The 17,340-nt window shown below is 69.7% G+C and carries 13 protein-coding genes, 1 tRNA gene, 1 pseudogene and 1 riboswitch; of the genes and pseudogenes, 12 read left to right on the forward strand and 3 right to left on the reverse strand.

The features are described 5' to 3' along the window. Positions 1–121: 121 nt before the first annotated feature. The 8 genes and pseudogenes from ACWC5O_RS28810 to ACWC5O_RS28845 all read left to right on the forward strand — a co-directional run bounded on the left by ACWC5O_RS28810 (position 122) and on the right by ACWC5O_RS28845 (position 8,831). A complete protein-coding gene (locus tag ACWC5O_RS28810; protein WP_450590077.1) occupies positions 122–1,165 on the forward strand; it encodes a transglycosylase family protein in 1,044 nt (347 codons plus the stop codon). Between the two features lie 182 nt (positions 1,166–1,347). Then, a riboswitch (cyclic di-AMP (ydaO/yuaA leader) is annotated at positions 1,348–1,516 on the forward strand. 4 nt (positions 1,517–1,520) lie between these two features. Next, complete coding sequence (locus ACWC5O_RS28815) at positions 1,521–2,210, forward strand: transglycosylase family protein (protein WP_450590078.1); 690 nt, start codon at positions 1,521–1,523, stop codon at positions 2,208–2,210. A 376-nt stretch (positions 2,211–2,586) separates the two neighbouring features. Continuing rightward, positions 2,587–3,882 (forward strand): phosphopyruvate hydratase, encoded by a 1,296-nt coding sequence (gene eno / locus ACWC5O_RS28820; protein ID WP_450590079.1) that lies wholly within the window; start codon positions 2,587–2,589, stop codon positions 3,880–3,882. 137 nt (positions 3,883–4,019) lie between these two features. After that, positions 4,020–4,496 (forward strand): FtsB family cell division protein, encoded by a 477-nt coding sequence (locus ACWC5O_RS28825; protein ID WP_393471555.1) that lies wholly within the window; start codon positions 4,020–4,022, stop codon positions 4,494–4,496. Positions 4,497–4,524: 28 nt separating this feature from the next. Continuing rightward, positions 4,525–4,926: pseudogene (locus ACWC5O_RS28830) on the forward strand (DUF501 domain-containing protein); the annotation flags it as partial. A gap of 204 nt (positions 4,927–5,130) precedes the next feature. Then, positions 5,131–6,087 (forward strand): Ppx/GppA phosphatase family protein, encoded by a 957-nt coding sequence (locus ACWC5O_RS28835; RefSeq protein ID WP_450590093.1) that lies wholly within the window; start codon positions 5,131–5,133, stop codon positions 6,085–6,087. A gap of 444 nt (positions 6,088–6,531) precedes the next feature. Next, a complete protein-coding gene (locus tag ACWC5O_RS28840) occupies positions 6,532–7,911 on the forward strand; it encodes an NAD(P)/FAD-dependent oxidoreductase (RefSeq protein ID WP_450590080.1) in 1,380 nt (459 codons plus the stop codon). Positions 7,912–8,075: 164 nt separating this feature from the next. After that, the gene (locus ACWC5O_RS28845; RefSeq protein ID WP_450590081.1) at positions 8,076–8,831 is read left to right on the forward strand and encodes a hypothetical protein; all 756 of its coding nucleotides are present in this window, start codon (positions 8,076–8,078) and stop codon (positions 8,829–8,831) included. Positions 8,832–8,843: 12 nt separating this feature from the next. On the opposite strand, the gene ACWC5O_RS28850 is transcribed toward ACWC5O_RS28845, so the two are convergent. Further along, positions 8,844–9,470 carry a hypothetical protein gene (locus ACWC5O_RS28850; RefSeq protein ID WP_450590082.1) on the reverse strand — a complete coding sequence of 209 codons (627 nt, stop codon included), beginning with the start codon at positions 9,468–9,470 and terminating at the stop codon, positions 8,844–8,846. Positions 9,471–9,736: 266 nt separating this feature from the next. On the opposite strand from ACWC5O_RS28850, the gene ACWC5O_RS28855 reads away from it, so the two are divergent. Beyond that, positions 9,737–11,026: a class I SAM-dependent methyltransferase gene (locus ACWC5O_RS28855; RefSeq protein WP_450590083.1), complete on the forward strand. Its 1,290-nt coding sequence runs from the start codon at positions 9,737–9,739 to the stop codon at positions 11,024–11,026. 121 nt (positions 11,027–11,147) lie between these two features. Here ACWC5O_RS28855 and ACWC5O_RS28860 read toward each other — a convergent pair whose 3' ends face one another. Together ACWC5O_RS28860 and ACWC5O_RS28865 are read right to left on the reverse strand one after the other, a co-directional pair. Then, entirely contained in the window at positions 11,148–13,676 is a 2,529-nt protein-coding gene (locus tag ACWC5O_RS28860) for an ABC transporter permease (RefSeq protein ID WP_450590084.1), read from the reverse strand. After that, a complete protein-coding gene (locus ACWC5O_RS28865) occupies positions 13,676–14,446 on the reverse strand; it encodes an ABC transporter ATP-binding protein (protein ID WP_450590085.1) in 771 nt (256 codons plus the stop codon). Before ACWC5O_RS28865 ends, ACWC5O_RS28860 begins: the two co-directional genes overlap by 1 nt. Positions 14,447–14,838: 392 nt before the next feature. Between ACWC5O_RS28865 and ACWC5O_RS28870 the strand changes: the two genes are divergently transcribed. The 3 genes from ACWC5O_RS28870 (at position 14,839) to ACWC5O_RS28880 (ending at position 17,248) form a co-directional block, all read left to right on the forward strand. Next, a tRNA-Leu gene (locus ACWC5O_RS28870) sits at positions 14,839–14,922 on the forward strand. Positions 14,923–15,065: 143 nt separating this feature from the next. Then, the gene (locus tag ACWC5O_RS28875) at positions 15,066–16,241 is read left to right on the forward strand and encodes a 4-hydroxybenzoate 3-monooxygenase (protein WP_450590086.1); all 1,176 of its coding nucleotides are present in this window, start codon (positions 15,066–15,068) and stop codon (positions 16,239–16,241) included. Between the two features lie 146 nt (positions 16,242–16,387). After that, complete coding sequence (locus ACWC5O_RS28880; protein WP_450590087.1) at positions 16,388–17,248, forward strand: Bax inhibitor-1/YccA family protein; 861 nt, start codon at positions 16,388–16,390, stop codon at positions 17,246–17,248. Positions 17,249–17,340 lie beyond the last annotated feature (92 nt).

Below are 17,340 nucleotides of genomic sequence, written 5' to 3' on the forward strand. Positions count from 1 at the left end.
CACGTGATCTGCGCGGCATTAACTTGTGACAAGTGATCGTCTGCCGATACGTTCACTCATCAGCGTGGCCCCCGAGTTCCATCCGCCACGCCGGCCCCGCTGTCGCACGAAAGGCTTCCGCATGCTCTCCGGGAACGGTCGTCACCGTCGCCCCCGTCAGGCTCCGGCCCTGCTCGTCGCGGCCGGCGTGACCGGCTCCGCCATCGCCATCCCGCTCCTCGGCGCGGCGAGCGCCAACGCGGCCGACGGCACCACGTGGGACAAGGTGGCCGAGTGCGAGAGCGGTGGCTCCTGGAGCGCCGACACCGGCAACGGCTACTACGGCGGCCTGCAGATATCCCAGGACGACTGGGACAAGTACGGCGGCGCGGCGTACGCCTCCAGCGCCGACCAGGCAAGCCGTTCGCAGCAGATCGCCGTCGCCGAGAAGATCCTCGCCGACCAGGGCACCACCCCCTGGGCCACCTGCGCCCTGCTCGCCGGCATGACCTCGAAGTCCGGCTCCGTGGACGTCGACACGGGCGTCTCGGGCTCCGACTCGGGCTCGGCGTACTCCGGTGACTCCTCCAAGTCCTCGGACTCGTCCAACTCGGACGGCGATTCCGATTCCGGGAAGAATTCCGACTCATCCGACCTGCCGGATTCGTCCGCCTCGTCGCCCTCGTCCGACTCCTCCTCGGATGCGAAGAGCAAGCCGTCCCCGAGCGCCGACAAGGACGCCGACTCCAAGGACTCCGGCAAGAGCACGGACACTCCCAAGTCCGACAAATCCGCATCGCCCGACTCCGGGGACGTCCAGGGGGGCGAGTCCGTCACCACGGATCCCGCAACGGAAGACTCGGACAATTCGTGGCAGACCAGCGGCTCTTGGAGCCTGGTCGACACCGGCGCCCTCGGTAGTGGCGGACGTCACCGCGGTGCCAGTGCGGACGAAAGCGCGACAAACGGTCAGAACGACACCCCGCCGGGTCGCCACGCCGGCCGTGACGCGGACACCTACACCGTCCGTGAGGGCGACACCCTGGCCTCCATCGCCGACTCCCTTGACCTCGAGGGCGGATGGCGCGCGCTCTACGCCAAGAACGAGAAGGCCGTCGGTGCCGACCCGAACCACATCAGTGCCGGTCAGACCCTGAAAGTCGGTGCCGAAAAGGGCGATAAGTAGCGAGAGTTGACGCCCCACTTAACGCCTAATGTCCGTTTTGGCGAAAGTGTGGGATGAGTCTCAGAAGCCCTGATCGTCTTTGAAATTCCGCCGATCGCCTGTCTACGGTCAAGGCCGCTCGTCACCACGAGCCCCGGCATCCGCAACGCCGAGTCCTGCCAGCGGCCGCCCGGGAACAGTCGTCGCGTCATGCGCCGTAGGCAGGAGCGGGGGACCCAAGGTAAGCGCCGGGACCGGCAGTTGATGCCGGCACCGGCTTGGGGTGAAGCCGCGTCCCGTAAGGGCCGCGGCCGGGCAACTCAACCGGCCCGAACCCGACAGCTCACCTCGCAGGCGTCGGTGAGGGGATCGATCCATGCTGTTCTCCGGCAAGGGCAAGCACCGTCGTCCGTTCAAGGCCACCCGTGTCATCGCGCTCGCCGGTGTCACCGGCGCCGCCATCGCCGCCCCGCTGATGGCGGCCGGCAACGCCTCCGCCGCCACCGCCTCCGAGTGGGACGCGGTCGCCCGGTGCGAGTCCGGCGGCAACTGGTCGATCAACACGGGCAACGGCTACTACGGCGGCCTGCAGTTCTCCGCCTCCACCTGGGCCGCCTACGGCGGCACGGCCTACGCCGCCCGCGCCGACCTGGCCACCAAGCAGCAGCAGATCACCGTCGCCGAGAAGGTCCTCGCCTCCCAGGGCAAGGGCGCCTGGCCGGTCTGCGGCACGGGCCTGTCGAGCACCCCGTACAGCGGCACCGCGGCGGCCCCGTCGAGCAGCGGCTCCTCGAAGACCGCCATGACCACCACCCGCGCCGCCGAGCAGCAGGCCGCCTCCCGCTCCGCCGAGCGCCCGGCCGCGAGCAAGACCGTCACCACCCCGACCGGCAAGAAGGTCAAGAAGGGTGACGGCGAGTACAAGGTCGTCAAGGGTGACACCCTCAGCACGATCGCCGAGAAGCACAAGGTCAAGGGCGGCTGGAAGAAGCTGTTCGAGCTGAACAAGGACATCGTCGAGGACGCGAACCTCATCTACCCGGGCCAGCAGCTGCACCTGAAGTGACACCTGGCTCCCATCGGAACCACAGCGCTCTCACAAGGCCTGCCCCCACACTGAGGGCCTCGTGAGGGTCTTCCCCCCCCCGTCCCCCACGGGCTCCCCGCCCCGGCGCGTGTTCCCCCGTACGCGCCGGGGCGGGGTTGTTTGTGTCGCCACCTTGCTCTCCGCCCCGTTTCCCCTCTGTCTCCCCGCCTGTTCCCCACTCTTCGACCGGCCTCATCCACCAGCCCCTTTGTTCCGAGCGTGAACAATAGGTACGGTCTCCCTGTCCCTCGCTGTCCACGGGTCGGTCGGTCGGTGGCCGACGCCCCCGGGACGGTTAGGCTCTAGGCGCAAGGCACACAAGCCCCGCACAACCAGCGTCACATCCACGAAGGAGATGCTCGTGCCGTCCATCGACGTCGTCGTAGCCCGGGAAATCCTGGACTCCCGAGGCAACCCCACGGTCGAGGTCGAGGTCGGCCTCGACGACGGCAGCACGGGTCGTGCCGCCGTCCCGTCCGGCGCCTCCACCGGCGCCTTCGAGGCCATCGAGCTGCGCGACGGTGACCCGAACCGCTACCAGGGCAAGGGTGTCGAGAAGGCCGTCCTCGCCGTCATCGAGCAGATCGGCCCGGAGCTGGTCGGCTACGACGCCACCGAGCAGCGCCTGATCGACCAGGCCATGTTCGACCTGGACGCCACCGACAACAAGGGCTCCCTCGGCGCCAACGCCATCCTCGGCGTCTCCCTCGCCGTCGCCCACGCCGCCTCCGAGGCCAGCGACCTCCCGCTCTTCCGCTACCTGGGCGGCCCGAACGCGCACCTGCTGCCGGTGCCGATGATGAACATCCTGAACGGCGGCTCGCACGCCGACTCCAACGTGGACATCCAGGAGTTCATGATCGCCCCGATCGGCGCGGAGTCCTTCTCCGAGGCCCTGCGCTGGGGCACCGAGGTCTACCACACGCTGAAGAAGGTCCTGAAGAGCAAGGGCCTGTCCACCGGCCTCGGCGACGAGGGCGGCTTCGCCCCGAACCTCGGCTCCAACCGTGAGGCGCTCGACCTCATCCTGGAGGCCGTCAAGCAGGCCGGCTACATCCCCGGCGAGCAGATCGCGCTCGCGCTCGACGTCGCCGCGTCCGAGTTCTACAAGGACGGCAAGTACGAGTTCGAGGGCAAGTCCCGCTCGGCCGCCGAGATGACGGAGTACTACGAGGAGCTCGTGGCGGCCTACCCGCTCGTCTCCATCGAGGACCCGCTGTTCGAGGACGACTGGGCCGGCTGGAAGGTCATCACCGACAAGCTCGGCGACAAGGTCCAGCTGGTCGGCGACGACCTGTTCGTCACCAACCCGGAGCGCCTGGCCCGCGGCATCGAGGAGGGCACCGCCAACGCCCTGCTCGTGAAGGTGAACCAGATCGGTTCGCTGACCGAGACCCTGGACGCCGTCGAGCTGGCCCAGCGCAACGGCTTCAAGTGCATGATGTCCCACCGCTCCGGCGAGACCGAGGACGTCACCATCGCCGACCTGGCCGTCGCCACCAACTGCGGCCAGATCAAGACCGGCGCCCCGGCCCGCTCCGAGCGCGTCGCCAAGTACAACCAGCTGCTGCGCATCGAGGAGATCCTCGACGACGCCGCGGTGTACGCCGGCCGCAGCGCGTTCCCGCGGTTTCGCACTGCGAACCAGTAGGCACAGCAAGGGCGGCCTGGAGATCTCCAAGGGCTGACCCATCTCGGGCTAAGCCTTAGCCAGTCGTACGTACGTCCCCGTACCCGGTCCCGTACCGTGTGCGGGGACGTACGCACGTGTGAAGGGGAGGCGGGGACATGGCCGTGAAGGACCGGGACCGGTTCTCCACCGCGACCAGGCTCAAGCTGCTGGGCGAGCAGACGGCGGCCCGCGTCTACCGTTCCCAGACCAAGCGGCAGGCCCGCCGCTCCCGCCTCACCGGCCGCGCCGCACTGCTGGCGCTCGTGCTCTGCTCGCTGATCGTCGCGCTCGCCTATCCGATGCGGCAGTACGTCTCCCAGCGCGCCGAGATCGCCGACCAGCAGCGGCAGCAGGAGCAGGCCCGCAAGCGCGTGGAACAGCTGCGCGACCTCAAGGCGCGCTGGCAGGACGACGCCTATGCCGAGCAGCAGATCCGGCGCCGGCTGCACTATGTGATGCCCGGGGAGACCGGATACGTCGTGATCGACCCGGGCGCGGCCAAGCAGTCCCGCGCCGACCTCAGGGCCGCCCACCGGCCCTGGTACGCGAACGTCTGGGACGGGGTCGACAAGTCCGACGCCTCCGACCAGTGAACCGACAGAAAGACAGCTGAAGACAGTCATGGAAACGCCTCCGCCGCCCACTCCGCGTACCGAGCCGACCGACGCGGACGTCGAGGCCTTCAAGCAGCAGCTCGGGCGTCCGCCGCGCGGGCTGAGGGCGATCGCGCACCGGTGCCCGTGCGGACAGCCGGACGTCGTGGAGACCGCTCCGCGGCTGCCGGACGGCACTCCCTTCCCGACGACGTACTACCTGACGTGCCCGCGCGCCGCCTCGGCGATCGGCACGCTGGAGGCGGACGGCGTCATGAAGGAGATGACGGAGCGGCTGCAGAACGACCCCGAGCTGGCCGCCGCGTACCGGGCCGCGCACGAGGACTACATCCGGCGCCGGGACGAGATCGAGGTCCTGGAGGGCTTCCCGAGCGCGGGCGGCATGCCGGACCGGGTGAAGTGCCTGCACGTCCTCGTGGCCCACTCGCTGGCTGCCGGCCCGGGCGTGAACCCGCTCGGCGACGAGGCGATCGCCATGCTGCCGGAGTGGTGGCGCAAGGGGCCGTGCGTGCAGCCGCTCAAGGCGCCCGATCCCGCGGACGAGCACCCGGGCGTGGACGGCGTGGTCCTCGACCTCACCGAGGACCGCCGCGGCTCCTTCGCCCACCGGCCTCTGGTCGCCGAGAGGTTCACCCGCGTCGCCGCCGTCGACTGCGGTACGAACTCCATCCGGCTGCTCGTCGCCGACGTCAATCCGGCCACCGGCGAGCTGCTGGAGCTGGACCGGCGCATGACGATCGTGCGGCTCGGCCAGGACGTGGACCGCACCGGCCGGCTGGCGCCCGAGGCGCTGGAGCGGACCTTCGCGGCCTGCCGTGAGTACGCGGACGTCATCCGCGAACTCGGCGCCGCCAAGGTGCGGTTCGTCGCCACCTCCGCCTCCCGGGACGCCGAGAACCGGGACGACTTCGTGCGCGGTGTCGTGGACATCCTCGGTGTCGAGCCCGAGGTCATCAGCGGTGACCAGGAGGCCGAGTTCTCCTTCACGGGTGCCACGAAGGAACTGAAGGGCCGCGAGGACCTCACCAAGCCCTACCTGGTGGTGGACATCGGCGGCGGCTCCACCGAGTTCGTCGTGGGCGACGACCACGTACGGGCCGCGCGGTCCGTGAACGTCGGCTGCGTGCGGATGACCGAACGGCACCTGGTGCACGACGGCAAGGTGAGCGACCCGCCCACCGCGGAGCAGATCGCCGCGATGCGGGCCGACATCGAGGCCGCGCTGGACCTGGCCGAGGAGACGGTCCCGCTGCGCGAGACGCACACCCTGGTCGGCCTGGCCGGCTCGGTCACCACCGTGTCCGCGATCGCCCAGGACCTGCCCGAGTACGACTCCGCGCGCATCCACCACTCCCGCGTCTCCCGCGACCGCGTCCGCGAGATCACCGAGTGGCTGCTGCGCTCCACGCACGCCGAGCGCGCGGCGATCGCGTCCATGCACCCGGGCCGGGTCGACGTCATCGGCGCCGGAGCCCTCGTGCTGCTCGCGATCATGGAGCGGATCGGGGCCGAGGAGGCCGTCGTCAGCGAGCACGACATCCTCGACGGCATCGCGTGGTCGGTGGCTTAGCTCTCTTTTGTTACTGGGTAGTAGCCATCGGCTGAGCAGGTCGGATAACGTCTGAGCGGGACCGAGGGGCCCCCAGGGGGCCCTCGGTGACGGCCGGCCGGAAAACTTCGTGAAGTTCTTCACAAGGAATTCCGCCTCATGGAACCGTGAAAAGGGGCCGGTTGGCCCTTCCGGGGGCTGCCAGGCCGTTTGAACATGTTCAGACGGTGAGTGCAGAAGGGGCTCGGAAGGGGGTGCTCCGGTGGTGTTGCGAGGCGCTCACAATCACCCCGGATGCCCAGAGAGGCAGCTCACGCGGCCTTGACAACGGGTCAGACCGCCCAGGGGTTCCCCCTCGGCGCCATGACCTGCGTCACGCGGGCCGCGGAGTTTAGCACAGGGCCTGTCGGAGCTTGTGAAGGGGCGCACGAGCACCCCTCCTGGGCCGGGTGGATACTCGATGGCATGAGCACCACGGAGCGTCCCAGGATCCTCGTAGTAGGCGGTGGGTACGTAGGCCTGTACGCAGCTCGGCGCATCCTCAAGAAGATGCGCTACGGCGAGGCGACCGTCACGGTCGTCGACCCCCGGTCGTACATGACCTACCAGCCCTTCCTCCCCGAAGCCGCCGCCGGCAACATCTCCCCTCGGCACGTCGTCGTCCCGCTGCGACGCGTGCTGCCGAAGGCGGAGGTCCTCACCGGCCGGGTCACCACCATCGACCAGGACCGCAAGGTCGCCACGATCGCCCCGCTGGTGGGCGAGGCGTACGAGCTGCCTTTCGACTACCTCGTCATCGCGATGGGCGCGGTCTCCCGCACCTTCCCGATCCCCGGCCTCGCCGAGCAGGGCATCGGCATGAAGGGCATCGAGGAGTCCATCGGCCTGCGCAACCACGTCCTCGAGCAGCTGGACAAGGCCGACTCCACGACCGACGAGGAGATCCGCCGCAAGGCGCTCACCTTCGTCTTCATCGGCGGTGGCTTCGCGGGTGCGGAGACCATCGGCGAGGTCGAGGACATGGCCCGGGACGCGGCCAAGTACTACAAGAACGTCTCCCGCGAGGACATGCGCTTCGTCCTCGTCGACGCCGCGGACAAGATCCTTCCCGAGGTCGGCCCCAAGCTCGGCCAGTACGGCAAGGAGCACCTGGAGAGCCGGGGCGTGGAGATCTACCTCTCCACCTCCATGGACTCCTGCGTCGACGGCCACGTGGTGCTGAAGAACGGCCTCGAGGTCGACTCCAACACCATCGTCTGGACCGCCGGCGTCAAGCCGAACCCGGCCCTCGCCCGCTTCGGCCTGCCCCTCGGCCCCCGCGGTCACGTCGACTGCGAGCCGACCCTCCAGGTCAAGGGCACGGACTACATCTGGGCCGCCGGTGACAACGCACAGGTCCCGGACCTCGTCGGCCGCAAGGCGGGCAACGAGAACGCCTGGTGCCCGCCGAACGCCCAGCACGCGCTGCGCCAGGCCAGGGTCCTCGGCGACAACGTGATCTCCGGTATGCGGGGCTTCCCGCAGAAGGAGTACGAGCACGCCAACAAGGGTGCGGTGGCCGGTCTCGGCCTGCACAAGGGCGTGGCGATGATCGTCATGGGCAAGGTGAAGATCAAGCTCAAGGGCCGCCTCGCCTGGTACATGCACCGTGGCTACCACGGCATGGCGATGCCGACCTTCAACCGCAAGATCCGCGTCTTCGCCGACTGGACCCTCGCCGTGTTCCTCAAGCGCGAGGTCGTCTCCCTCGGCGCCATGGAGAACCCGCGCGAGGAGTTCTACGAGGCTGCCAAGCCGGCGCCGGTCGCCGCCGCCAAGACCGAGGAGAAGGCCAAGGCCTCCTGACCTCCGGTCACCCGACAGCCCGAAGGGGCCGCCCGCCATCCGTGGTGCGGGCGGCCCCTTCGTCGTGTGCGCCGGACCGTCCGGGGGAGCCGATCGGGCCGTCAGTGGGGTGATCTCTGCACGCGGCGCCCCGGCGACCCGAGCGCGGGTGGTACAGGAGCCACGTGAGCTCGCAACCGCCGCTCGGCCCGCCACCCGGCCCCCTGGTCGGGGTCCCCGGTTCCGGTCAGCCGCCTCCTCGGCGCCCCTGGTGGCTCAGGCCGCCCGCGCTCATCGGTGCTGCCGCCGCCGTGGTGGCGATCGTGGTGGGGCTCGTGATCCTGCTCGGCGGCCGCGAGCAGGGACACGAACGCGTCGAGAGCGCCGCACAGGCCCGGGAGCTCGCGAAGCGCGTGGCCCTGAAGCCCGCGGACTGGGGCTCCGGCTACGTGCGCAGCACTCCCTACGAGACCGACGACGTCACCGAGTCGTTCGCCGACGGCAGCTGCTACCTCGTGGTGCAGACACCGGTGAACATGCTGGCCGCCCTGGAGCGCGATGCCCAGAGCGCGGACCGGAGGGTGGTCAACACGTCGACGGTCATCGTTCACCGGGACACCGGCTCCGCCGCGGCGGGCATCGCCCGGTTCCGCACGGACCCGCGGCGATGCCGGACGGAGTACGACTCCGCGACCAAGCAGAAGTGGGAGGACGTGCGCGCGGTCGACGTTCCGGGGCTGAAGGGCTTCGACGAGGTGGCGGGCGAGGAGGGCCACCAGGTCGTCGACGCGACGGGCCTGAAGCTGGACGAGTACTACACGCAGCTCACCGGCCGCAAAGGACAGGTCCTGATGCAGGCGACCGTCGCCCGCTCGGGCGGCCAGGGGCGCAACCGTGAGGAGGCGGTGCACGCCCTCACGCTCATGCTGAGCCGCCTGTAGCGGTCGGCCGGGTCACAGGGACCGGCTGGTGGCGCCGCTCGGCAGCTGGAGGCGGTTGAGGAACTGCCGGTAGTCCGCGTCCATGGTCTTCTGCGTGTCCTTGGTGCCCATGACCAGGATCTGGACCATGTGGTCGCCGAGGTCGACGAAGCGGGTGTGGCCGACCGTGCCGTCACCGGCGGAGAGGGCCGCGTCGACCACGGGCTGGCCGCCGTCCGTGGCGCTTTCCCGGACGTCGTGACTGGTGAGCACGTCGTCGGTGGACCGGGAGTCCTTGTTGTAGTTGTCGAGCGCGTTCTTGAGACTGCCCTTCAGGTCCCACTGGCCACCGCCGCGCGGCGCGTCGTAGACCATGAAGCCGATGGATCCGTAGTCGGTCGCCACCTGGTAGGCGCGGCCCTTGATGCCGTTCACGGTGTATTTCTGCATCTGGGCGTCCCCGGGAAGCTCGGCCGTGACGCCGCTCGACTCGTCGGTGGTCTGCGTCCACCGCGTGGCGGCGTCGGCGACGGTCGCCGTGGTGGCCGGGGGCGTCGCCGGAGCGGCGAAGGCACTGGTGGGCAGCAGCACGCCGCCGGTGATGACGGTGGTCGAAGCGGCGAGCAGGGCAAGGCGCTGGAACCTGGCGAGACGGGTCATGGGAGTTCACATCCAAAAGTGGTGAAGAGGGGACGAACAGGGTGTTCTGCCTCCATTAGGGCCTTCCGGTCCGAGCGGGTCATGGCCCTGGATCTCGGGACTTGACCGAACAGGGTCCCCGGCGCTAACGCGGGAGTGTGACGGTTCGGCCATCGTGTCGGCAGGAGCGCCCGGCGGGGAATGACGTCGGCGTGCCGGGTCGTTTCCCTGCCAGCCGGACGGAGACGATCCAGCGGGCAGCCGATTCCTTTCACCGGAGGTGCGCCATGGCCGAAGCCGCGTCGCGGCTGAGGAGTCTTGCCGAGCAGATGACGGGAGTGCCGCTCCCGGTGCGGCTACGAGCCTGGGACGGGTCGCAGGCGGGGCCGCCGGACGCGCCGACACTCGTCGTGCGCAACCGCCGCGCCCTGCGCCGCATGTTGTTCAAACCGGGCGAGCTGGGCCTCGCCCGCGCCTGGGTCGCCGGAGACCTGGACGTCGAGGGCGACCTGTACACCGCCCTCGACGCCATGGCCGGGCTGGTGTGGGAGCGCGGGGAGGACTCCCGCGGCCTCGCCCAGGCGCTGCGCGACCCCGAGGTACGGGCCGCCGCGCGCGAGCTGCTGAAGCTCGCCGGACCGCCGATCCCGCCCGCCCCGCCGCGCGAGGAGGTCCGCCGGCGCCGTCATCTGCACACACGGCGCAGCGACAAGCAGGCCATCAGCCACCACTACGACGTCGGCAACGACTTCTACGAGATCGTCCTCGGGCCGTCGATGATCTACTCGTGTGCCTACTGGGAGGAAGACGGCACCCTGGAGTCCGCCCAGCGCGACAAGCTCGAACTCGTCTGCGCCAAGCTCGGTCTGAAGGAGGGTCTGCGGCTGCTGGACGTCGGCTGCGGATGGGGCTCGATGGCCATCCACGCTGCCCGCGAGCACGGCGTGAGCGTCGTCGGGGTCACGCTGTCGCAGGAGCAGGCCGCGTACGCCCGTAAGCGCGTCGCGGACGAGGGCCTGACCGACCGGGTGGAGATCAGGGTCCAGGACTACCGGGACGTCGTGGACGGCCCCTACGACGCCATCTCCTCCATCGGCATGGCCGAACACGTCGGCGCCGAACGCTACCTGGAGTACGCGAACAGTCTGTACGCCCTGCTGAAGCCCGGCGGACGGCTGCTCAACCACCAGATCGCCCGCCGCCCGCAGCACGACGAATCGGCGTACGAGACCGACCGGTTCATCGACGCCTACGTCTTCCCGGACGGCGAACTCGCCCCGATCGGCACCACCGTCACCCAGCTGGAGCGCGCCGGCTTCGAGGTCCGGGACGTGGAGTCGATCCGCGAGCACTACGCCCGCACCCTGCGCCGGTGGGTCGCCAACCTGGAGGCCGACTGGGACCGCGCGGCCCGCCTCACCGGCTCCGGCCGCGCCCGCGTCTGGCTCCTGTACATGGCCGCCTGCGCGCTCGCCTTCGAACGCAACCGCATCGGCGTCAACCAGGTCCTGGCGGTCCGCACCCCGGAGTCCGGCGGGTCCGGCCTGCCGCTGCGCACCCGCACCTGGAACTCCTGACACGGCAAGGGCCTGCCTGACGATTCCCGTCGTCCGCCCGGAGCGCGGCAGGCGGGAATCGTCAGGCAGGCCCCCAGGGCCCCGCTCCGTGATGGAGCGTGGCCCTCGGTCCGTCGTGCCGCTACTCGGCCTTGATCGCCGTCAGCATGTTCAGCCGGGCCGCGCGCCGGGCAGGCCACAGCGCGGCCAGGATGCCGACCACCGCCGCCAGCAGCAGGAAGACCGTCATCCGGTCCCAGGGCAGGACCAGTTCGTACGTCGGCATCTTCGTGCCGAGCAGCTCACCGGCCGCCCAGCCGAAGAACACGCCCAGACCGATGCCCAGCACACCGCCGAACAGGGAGATCACCAGGGACTCCAGGCGGACCATCCGCTTGACGGCGGTCCGGTCCAGGCCGATCGCGCGGAGCATGCCGATCTCCTGGGAGCGCTCGAAGACCGACATGGCCAGGGTGTTGATGACACCGAGGACCGCGACGATCACCGCCATGCCGAGCAGGCCGTAGAGCATGTTCAGCATCGTCGTGAACATCTTCGCGATGTCGTTGGAGATGTCCTGCTTGTCCTGGACCTTGATCGCCGGGTTGGATCCGAGCGCCTTCTCCAGCCGGTCCTTGACCGAACCGGAGGCGCCGCCCGCGGTCTTGACCATGACCTGCATGTCCGAGGCGTCGCTCAGGTGCGGGGTGAGGACACTGTTGTCGATCATGATCCCGTTGAGCATCTCGTTGCCCTCGTAGACCCCGGCGACGGTCAGCTTCTGCGCCTTGCCGTCCTCGTAGTGCACCGTGAACCGCGAACCGGCCTTCCAGCCGTAGTCCTTGGCCCGGTCCTGGTCCACGACCACCTGCGTGCCTCCGACCTTGAAGGCGCCGTCGGCCACCTTGAGGTCCGTCAGCTCGCCGATGGCCGAGCCGTTGACGCCGGTCAGGAACTCGGTCCGGCCGTCGACGCGGGACGCGGCGTTGCGCAGCGGGCTGCTGGCGGTGACGTCGGAGTCGGCGGCGATCTTCTTCGCCACGTCGGGGGAGAGCGGGCCGCGGTTGGCCATCGAGACGACGTAGTCGGCCCGGATCGCCGAGCTGGCCATCTTGTCGATGGAGGTCTGCAGGCTGCCCGCCATCACCGTCATCCCGGTGATCAGGGTCAGGCCGATCATCAGCGCGGACGCCGTGGCCGCCGTACGGCGCGGGTTGCGCACCGAGTTCTGGCGGGCCAGCTTGCCCGAGACACCGAACACGCGCAGCACCGGGGCGGCGGCCGCGATCAGCGGGCGGGACAGCAGCGGGGTCAGGATGAACACGCCGATGATGAGCAGGACCGCGCCGACACCCATCGGGCCCTCGGCGGCGTCGGCGTCCATCGTGGTGGCCGCGAGGACCACCGCGACACCCGCCGCCGAGAACAGCGCGCCGAGCGTGTTGCGCAGCACCAGTGACTTGGTGGTCGCCTTGGCGTGCACGCTGCTCATCGCCGCCACCGGCGGGATCTTCGCGGCCCGGCGGCCGGGCAGCCAGGCGGCCAGCACGGTGATGACGATGCCGACCGCGAGGGCGGCCACCACGGTGCCCGGTGTGACCACCAGCGGCCCGTCCGGCACGGTCGCGCCGAAGGAGCCCAGCAGGCTCCGCAGCCCCGCGCCGATGCCGATGCCGGCGACCAGACCGGTCACGCCGGCGACCGTGCCGACCGCGAACGCCTCGATCAGCACCGACCGGGTGATCTGCCGGCGGGAGGCGCCGACCGCCCGCAGCAGGGCCAGTTCCCGGGTGCGCTGGGCGACCAGCATGGTGAAGGTGTTGGCGATGATGAACGTGCCGACGAACAGGGCGATACCGGCGAAGACCAGCAGGGCCTGCTTCAGGCCGCTCATCGAGGAGGAGATCTCCTGCGCCTGGTCGTCGGCGAGCTGCTTGCCCGTCGTGGTCTCCACCAGCTTCGACGGCAGCGTCTTGTCCAGGCCGGCCTTGAGCGCGGTCTGGCTGGTTCCCGCCGCCGCCTTCACGTCGATCTCGTCGTACGCGCCCTTCTTGCCGAACAGCGCCTGCGCGGTCGGGGTGTCGAACAGGGCGAGGCTGCCGCCCGCGGCCACGTTGCCGTCGTCGGTGGTGAAGATGCCGCTGATGCGCGGCGTGAGCACCGGGCCGTTGACCGAGATGCGCACGGTGTCGCCGACCTTGTAGCCGGCGCGTTCGGCGGTCCTGGAGTCGATCAGGACCTCGTTGCTGCCGCTGGGCGCGTGGCCGCTGACCAGCGGGTAGCGGGCGTCCTTGGTGCCCCAGTAGTTGCCGCCCTCGGACTGCCAGTCGCCGCCGAGCAGCTTGCCGTCCTTGTCGGCGATCGCGGTGAAGCCGGTGACGACACCGGTGGCGGAGGCGGCGCCCGGGACCTTCCCGGCCCTGTCGAGCAGCGCCTGGGTCAGCTCGGGGGTCTTGCCGACCTTGTCGCCCGTGGAGTCCTGGTACTTGGCCGTGACGGCGACGTCGACCTGGTCGAAGCCCTTGGCCGAGCTCTTCTGGTAGGCCTCGGAGACGGTGTTGGTGAAGACCAGCGTCCCGGACACGAACGCCACGCCGAGCATGACGGCGAGCACGGTCATCAGGAGCCGGGCCTTGTGCGCGAGTACGTTGCGCAGGGCGGTGCGGAACATCAGCTGGTACGGCCCTTCGCGTCGAACTGCTTCATCAGGTCGAGCACGGAGTCGGCCGTGGGGCCGTGGATCTCGTCGACGATCCGCCCGTCGGCGAGGAAGACCACCCGGTCCGCGTAGGCCGCGGCCACCGGGTCGTGGGTCACCATGACCACCGTCTGGCCCAGTTCGCGCACGGAGTTGCGCAGGAAGCCCAGCACCTCGGCGCCGGAGCGCGAGTCGAGGTTTCCGGTCGGCTCGTCACCGAAGATGATCTCGGGCTTGGAGGCGAGCGCGCGGGCGACGGCGACGCGCTGCTGCTGGCCGCCGGACAGCTGCGAGGGCCGGTGGCTGAGCCGCCCGGAGAGGCCGACCATCTGGATGACCTGGTCCAGCCACGCCTTGTCGGCCTTCCGGCCCGCGATGTCCATCGGGAGGGTGATGTTCTCCAGCGCGGTCAGCGTCGGCAGCAGGTTGAAGGCCTGGAAGATGAAGCCGATCTTGTCCCGGCGCAACTTGGTGAGCTGCTTGTCCTTCAGGGAGCCCAGCTCGGTCTCGCCGATCCGCACGGACCCCGAGGAGAAGTTGTCCAGGCCCGCCACACAGTGCATCAGCGTGGACTTGCCGGAGCCGGACGGGCCCATGATCGCGGTGAACTCGGCCTGCCGGAAGTCGACGGAGACCCGGTCCAGGGCGACCACCCGGGTCTCGCCCTGCCCATAGATCTTCGACAGCTCCGTGGCGCGTGCGGCCACGGTCGTGGTCCGGCCGGCGGTGGGTGTGGTGGTCACGGGAAGGTGCTCCTGTCGGGACGACGTCGGTTCGTGGGGACCGCTCCATCGTCTCGGCCGCCGGCGCCCGTGTAGTCAGTCGCTGTTCCGGTTCCGAGGGGCGACTCCGGTCGGACGGAGCGGGCCCGAGTCATACCTGGGGAGGACGGGCGACCCTGACACCCGCTTGGTCCAGAACCGGACGACCGCCCTCGTTCGGTAGGTGAAATTCCGTCATTCCGCGTACGCGTGCGCCCACGCCACGTCACGCTGTTGGCAAGTGCGGATGGCTCGTTCCGTGGGCTGATGCACCCTCAGACGTCAATAAAATAAGACAACATCGGGCTGTCCCTTCCGCTGTTCGAGGGATGCGCACCGATAGGCTCGGGACCTCGAAGCGGAGCCCATGGCCTGCCCGGATGGTGGAATGCAGACACGGCGAGCTTAAACCTCGCTGCCCCTTCGCGGGCGTGCCGGTTCAAGTCCGGCTCCGGGCACTTTCCGTCTTCGCACCCACCCCTCACACGATGGCACGACCGTTGACAGTGGTGTGCCCGCGGTCGGAGACTCGCGCTCGGAGATCAGTGAAGGAAATTTCACCAGACGAACAGACTGTGTGTCAGAGGGAAGGGAACGACCGATGCGTACCACCGTCGGGATCATCGGAGCCGGCCCGGCCGGACTGCTTCTCGCGCGCCTGCTGCACCGCGCCGGCATCGACTCGGTCGTCCTGGAGAGCCGCGAGCGCGCCTACGTGGAGCACCGGCAGCGCGCCGGGATCCTGGAGCAGGGCACGGTGGACGTGCTGCGCGAGGCCGGAGCCGGGCGGCGGATGGACCGGGAGGGGCTCAGGCACGACGGCATCGAACTGCGCTTCGACCGGCGCCGTCATCGTGTCGACTTCCCCGGGCTCACCGGCGGGCGGTCCGTGATGGTCTACGCCCAGACGGAGGTCTGCAAGGACCTCATCGCCCTCCAACTGGAGGAGGGCGGCCCGCTGCTGTTCGAGGCGGAGGCCCTGGCCGTCGAGGGCGCGGAGGGCGACCGGCCGCGGATCCCCTTCCGGCACCAGGGGCGCGAGGACGTGCTGGAGTGCGACTACGCCGTCGGCTGCGACGGATTCTGGGGCGTGGCCAGAAAGGCCTTCCCGGCCGCCGTCTCCCGAGTGTTCGAACGGTCGTACCCCTACGCCTGGCTCGGCATCCTCGCCGACGTCGCCCCCTCGCACGACGAACTCGTCTACGCCCGCCACGACCGCGGCTTCGCCCTGCTGTCCATGCGCTCCCCGTCCGTCTCCCGCCTCTACCTCCAAGTGTCCGAGGACACCAAGGCCGAGCAATGGACCGACGACGCGATCTGGGCCGAACTGGAGCGGCGCTTCGCGACCGACGACGACTGGACGCTGGAACGCGGGCCCGTCACCCAGAAGTCCGTCACCCCCATGCGGTCCTTCGTGCACGAGCCGATGCGCCACGGCCGGCTCTTCCTCGCCGGCGACGCCGCCCACATCGTGCCGCCCACGGGCGCGAAGGGGCTGAACCTGGCCGTCGGGGACGTCATGACCTTCGTCCGGGCGCTCGTCCACGAGCGGGAGACCGGCTCCCCCGACCTCCTCGACGCCTACTCCGCGACCTGTCTGCGCCGCGTCTGGCAGGCCGAGCGGTTCTCCTGCGACATGACGGCCCTGCTCCACCGCGCCCCGGACGGCACGGACTTCGACGCCCGCCTCCAGCTGGCGCGGCTGGAACGGATCGCCTCCTCCCACGCGGCCGAGACCGACCTTGCCGAGGCCTACACCGGCTTCCCCCTGGACTGAGCCGCCCATGGCCGGGAATGAGCCTTCCGGTTAGCGTGTTGCGCAGCACGGCGAGGGAAAGATCCTCCCCAGGTATTACGGTCGATCCTTTGCCAATCCATTACTCTCGAGGCCAAGGCCGCGCACGGTGGCCATGGAGGAGTGAAATGAGGAGCAGCAACCCGGTCTTCTCGCGACGGGGGTTCAGCCGCGACAACGGCTACGCCGGCTTCAACACCGCAGCGCAGGCCGGGTACGCACAGGGCAACCCGTACGCGCAGAACCCCTACGCCCAGAACCCGTACGGCCAGCAGGGCGTGCAGTACGGCGCCGCGCCGCAGGCCCCGGCCACCACCGGCCGGATGACGATGGACGACGTCGTCATGCGTTCGGCCCTCACGCTGGGCACGGTCGCCGTCGGCGCCGTCCTCGCCTGGGTGCTGCTGCCGGTCTCGGCGACCAGCTACGGCCTGGCCTTCGGCGCCGGGATCGTCGCGATGGTCCTGGGGCTGGTGCAGAGCTTCAAGCGCACTCCGTCACCCGCCCTGATCCTGGGGTACGCCGCCTTCGAGGGCATCTTCCTCGGCGTCGTCAGCGAGGTGTACAACAGCCGCTGGAGCGGCGCCCCCTTCCAGGCGGTGCTCGGCACCATGGCGGTCGCGGCCGCGACCCTGCTGGTCTACAAGGCCGGCTGGATCCGCGTCACCGCCCGCTACGCCCGCATCGGCATGGCCATCGGCATCGCCTTCGTCCTCGTCATGGCGGTCAACCTGCTGCTGATCGCGTTCGGTGTCGCCGAGAACGGCGGTCTGCGCAGCATGGGCCCGCTCGGCGCGATCGTCGGCATCATCGCCATCCTGCTCGGCGCGTTCTTCCTGACCCTCGACTTCAAGCAGATCGAGGACGGCATCGCCTACGGCGCCCCGCGCAGCGAGTCCTGGCTCGCCGCGTTCGGCCTCACCGTGAACCTGGTGTGGATCTACGTGGAGATGCTGCGGCTGGTGGCGATCTTCAGCAGCAACGACTAGGAGTTGTCCGGCCGATCACGTGACTACTCGATGTCCGGGTCGTTGATGTGGACATGGGGCGGGGTGATCTGACAGATGCCGAGTGGGAACGG

This window comes from Streptomyces sp. NPDC001450 (genome assembly GCF_053597295.1).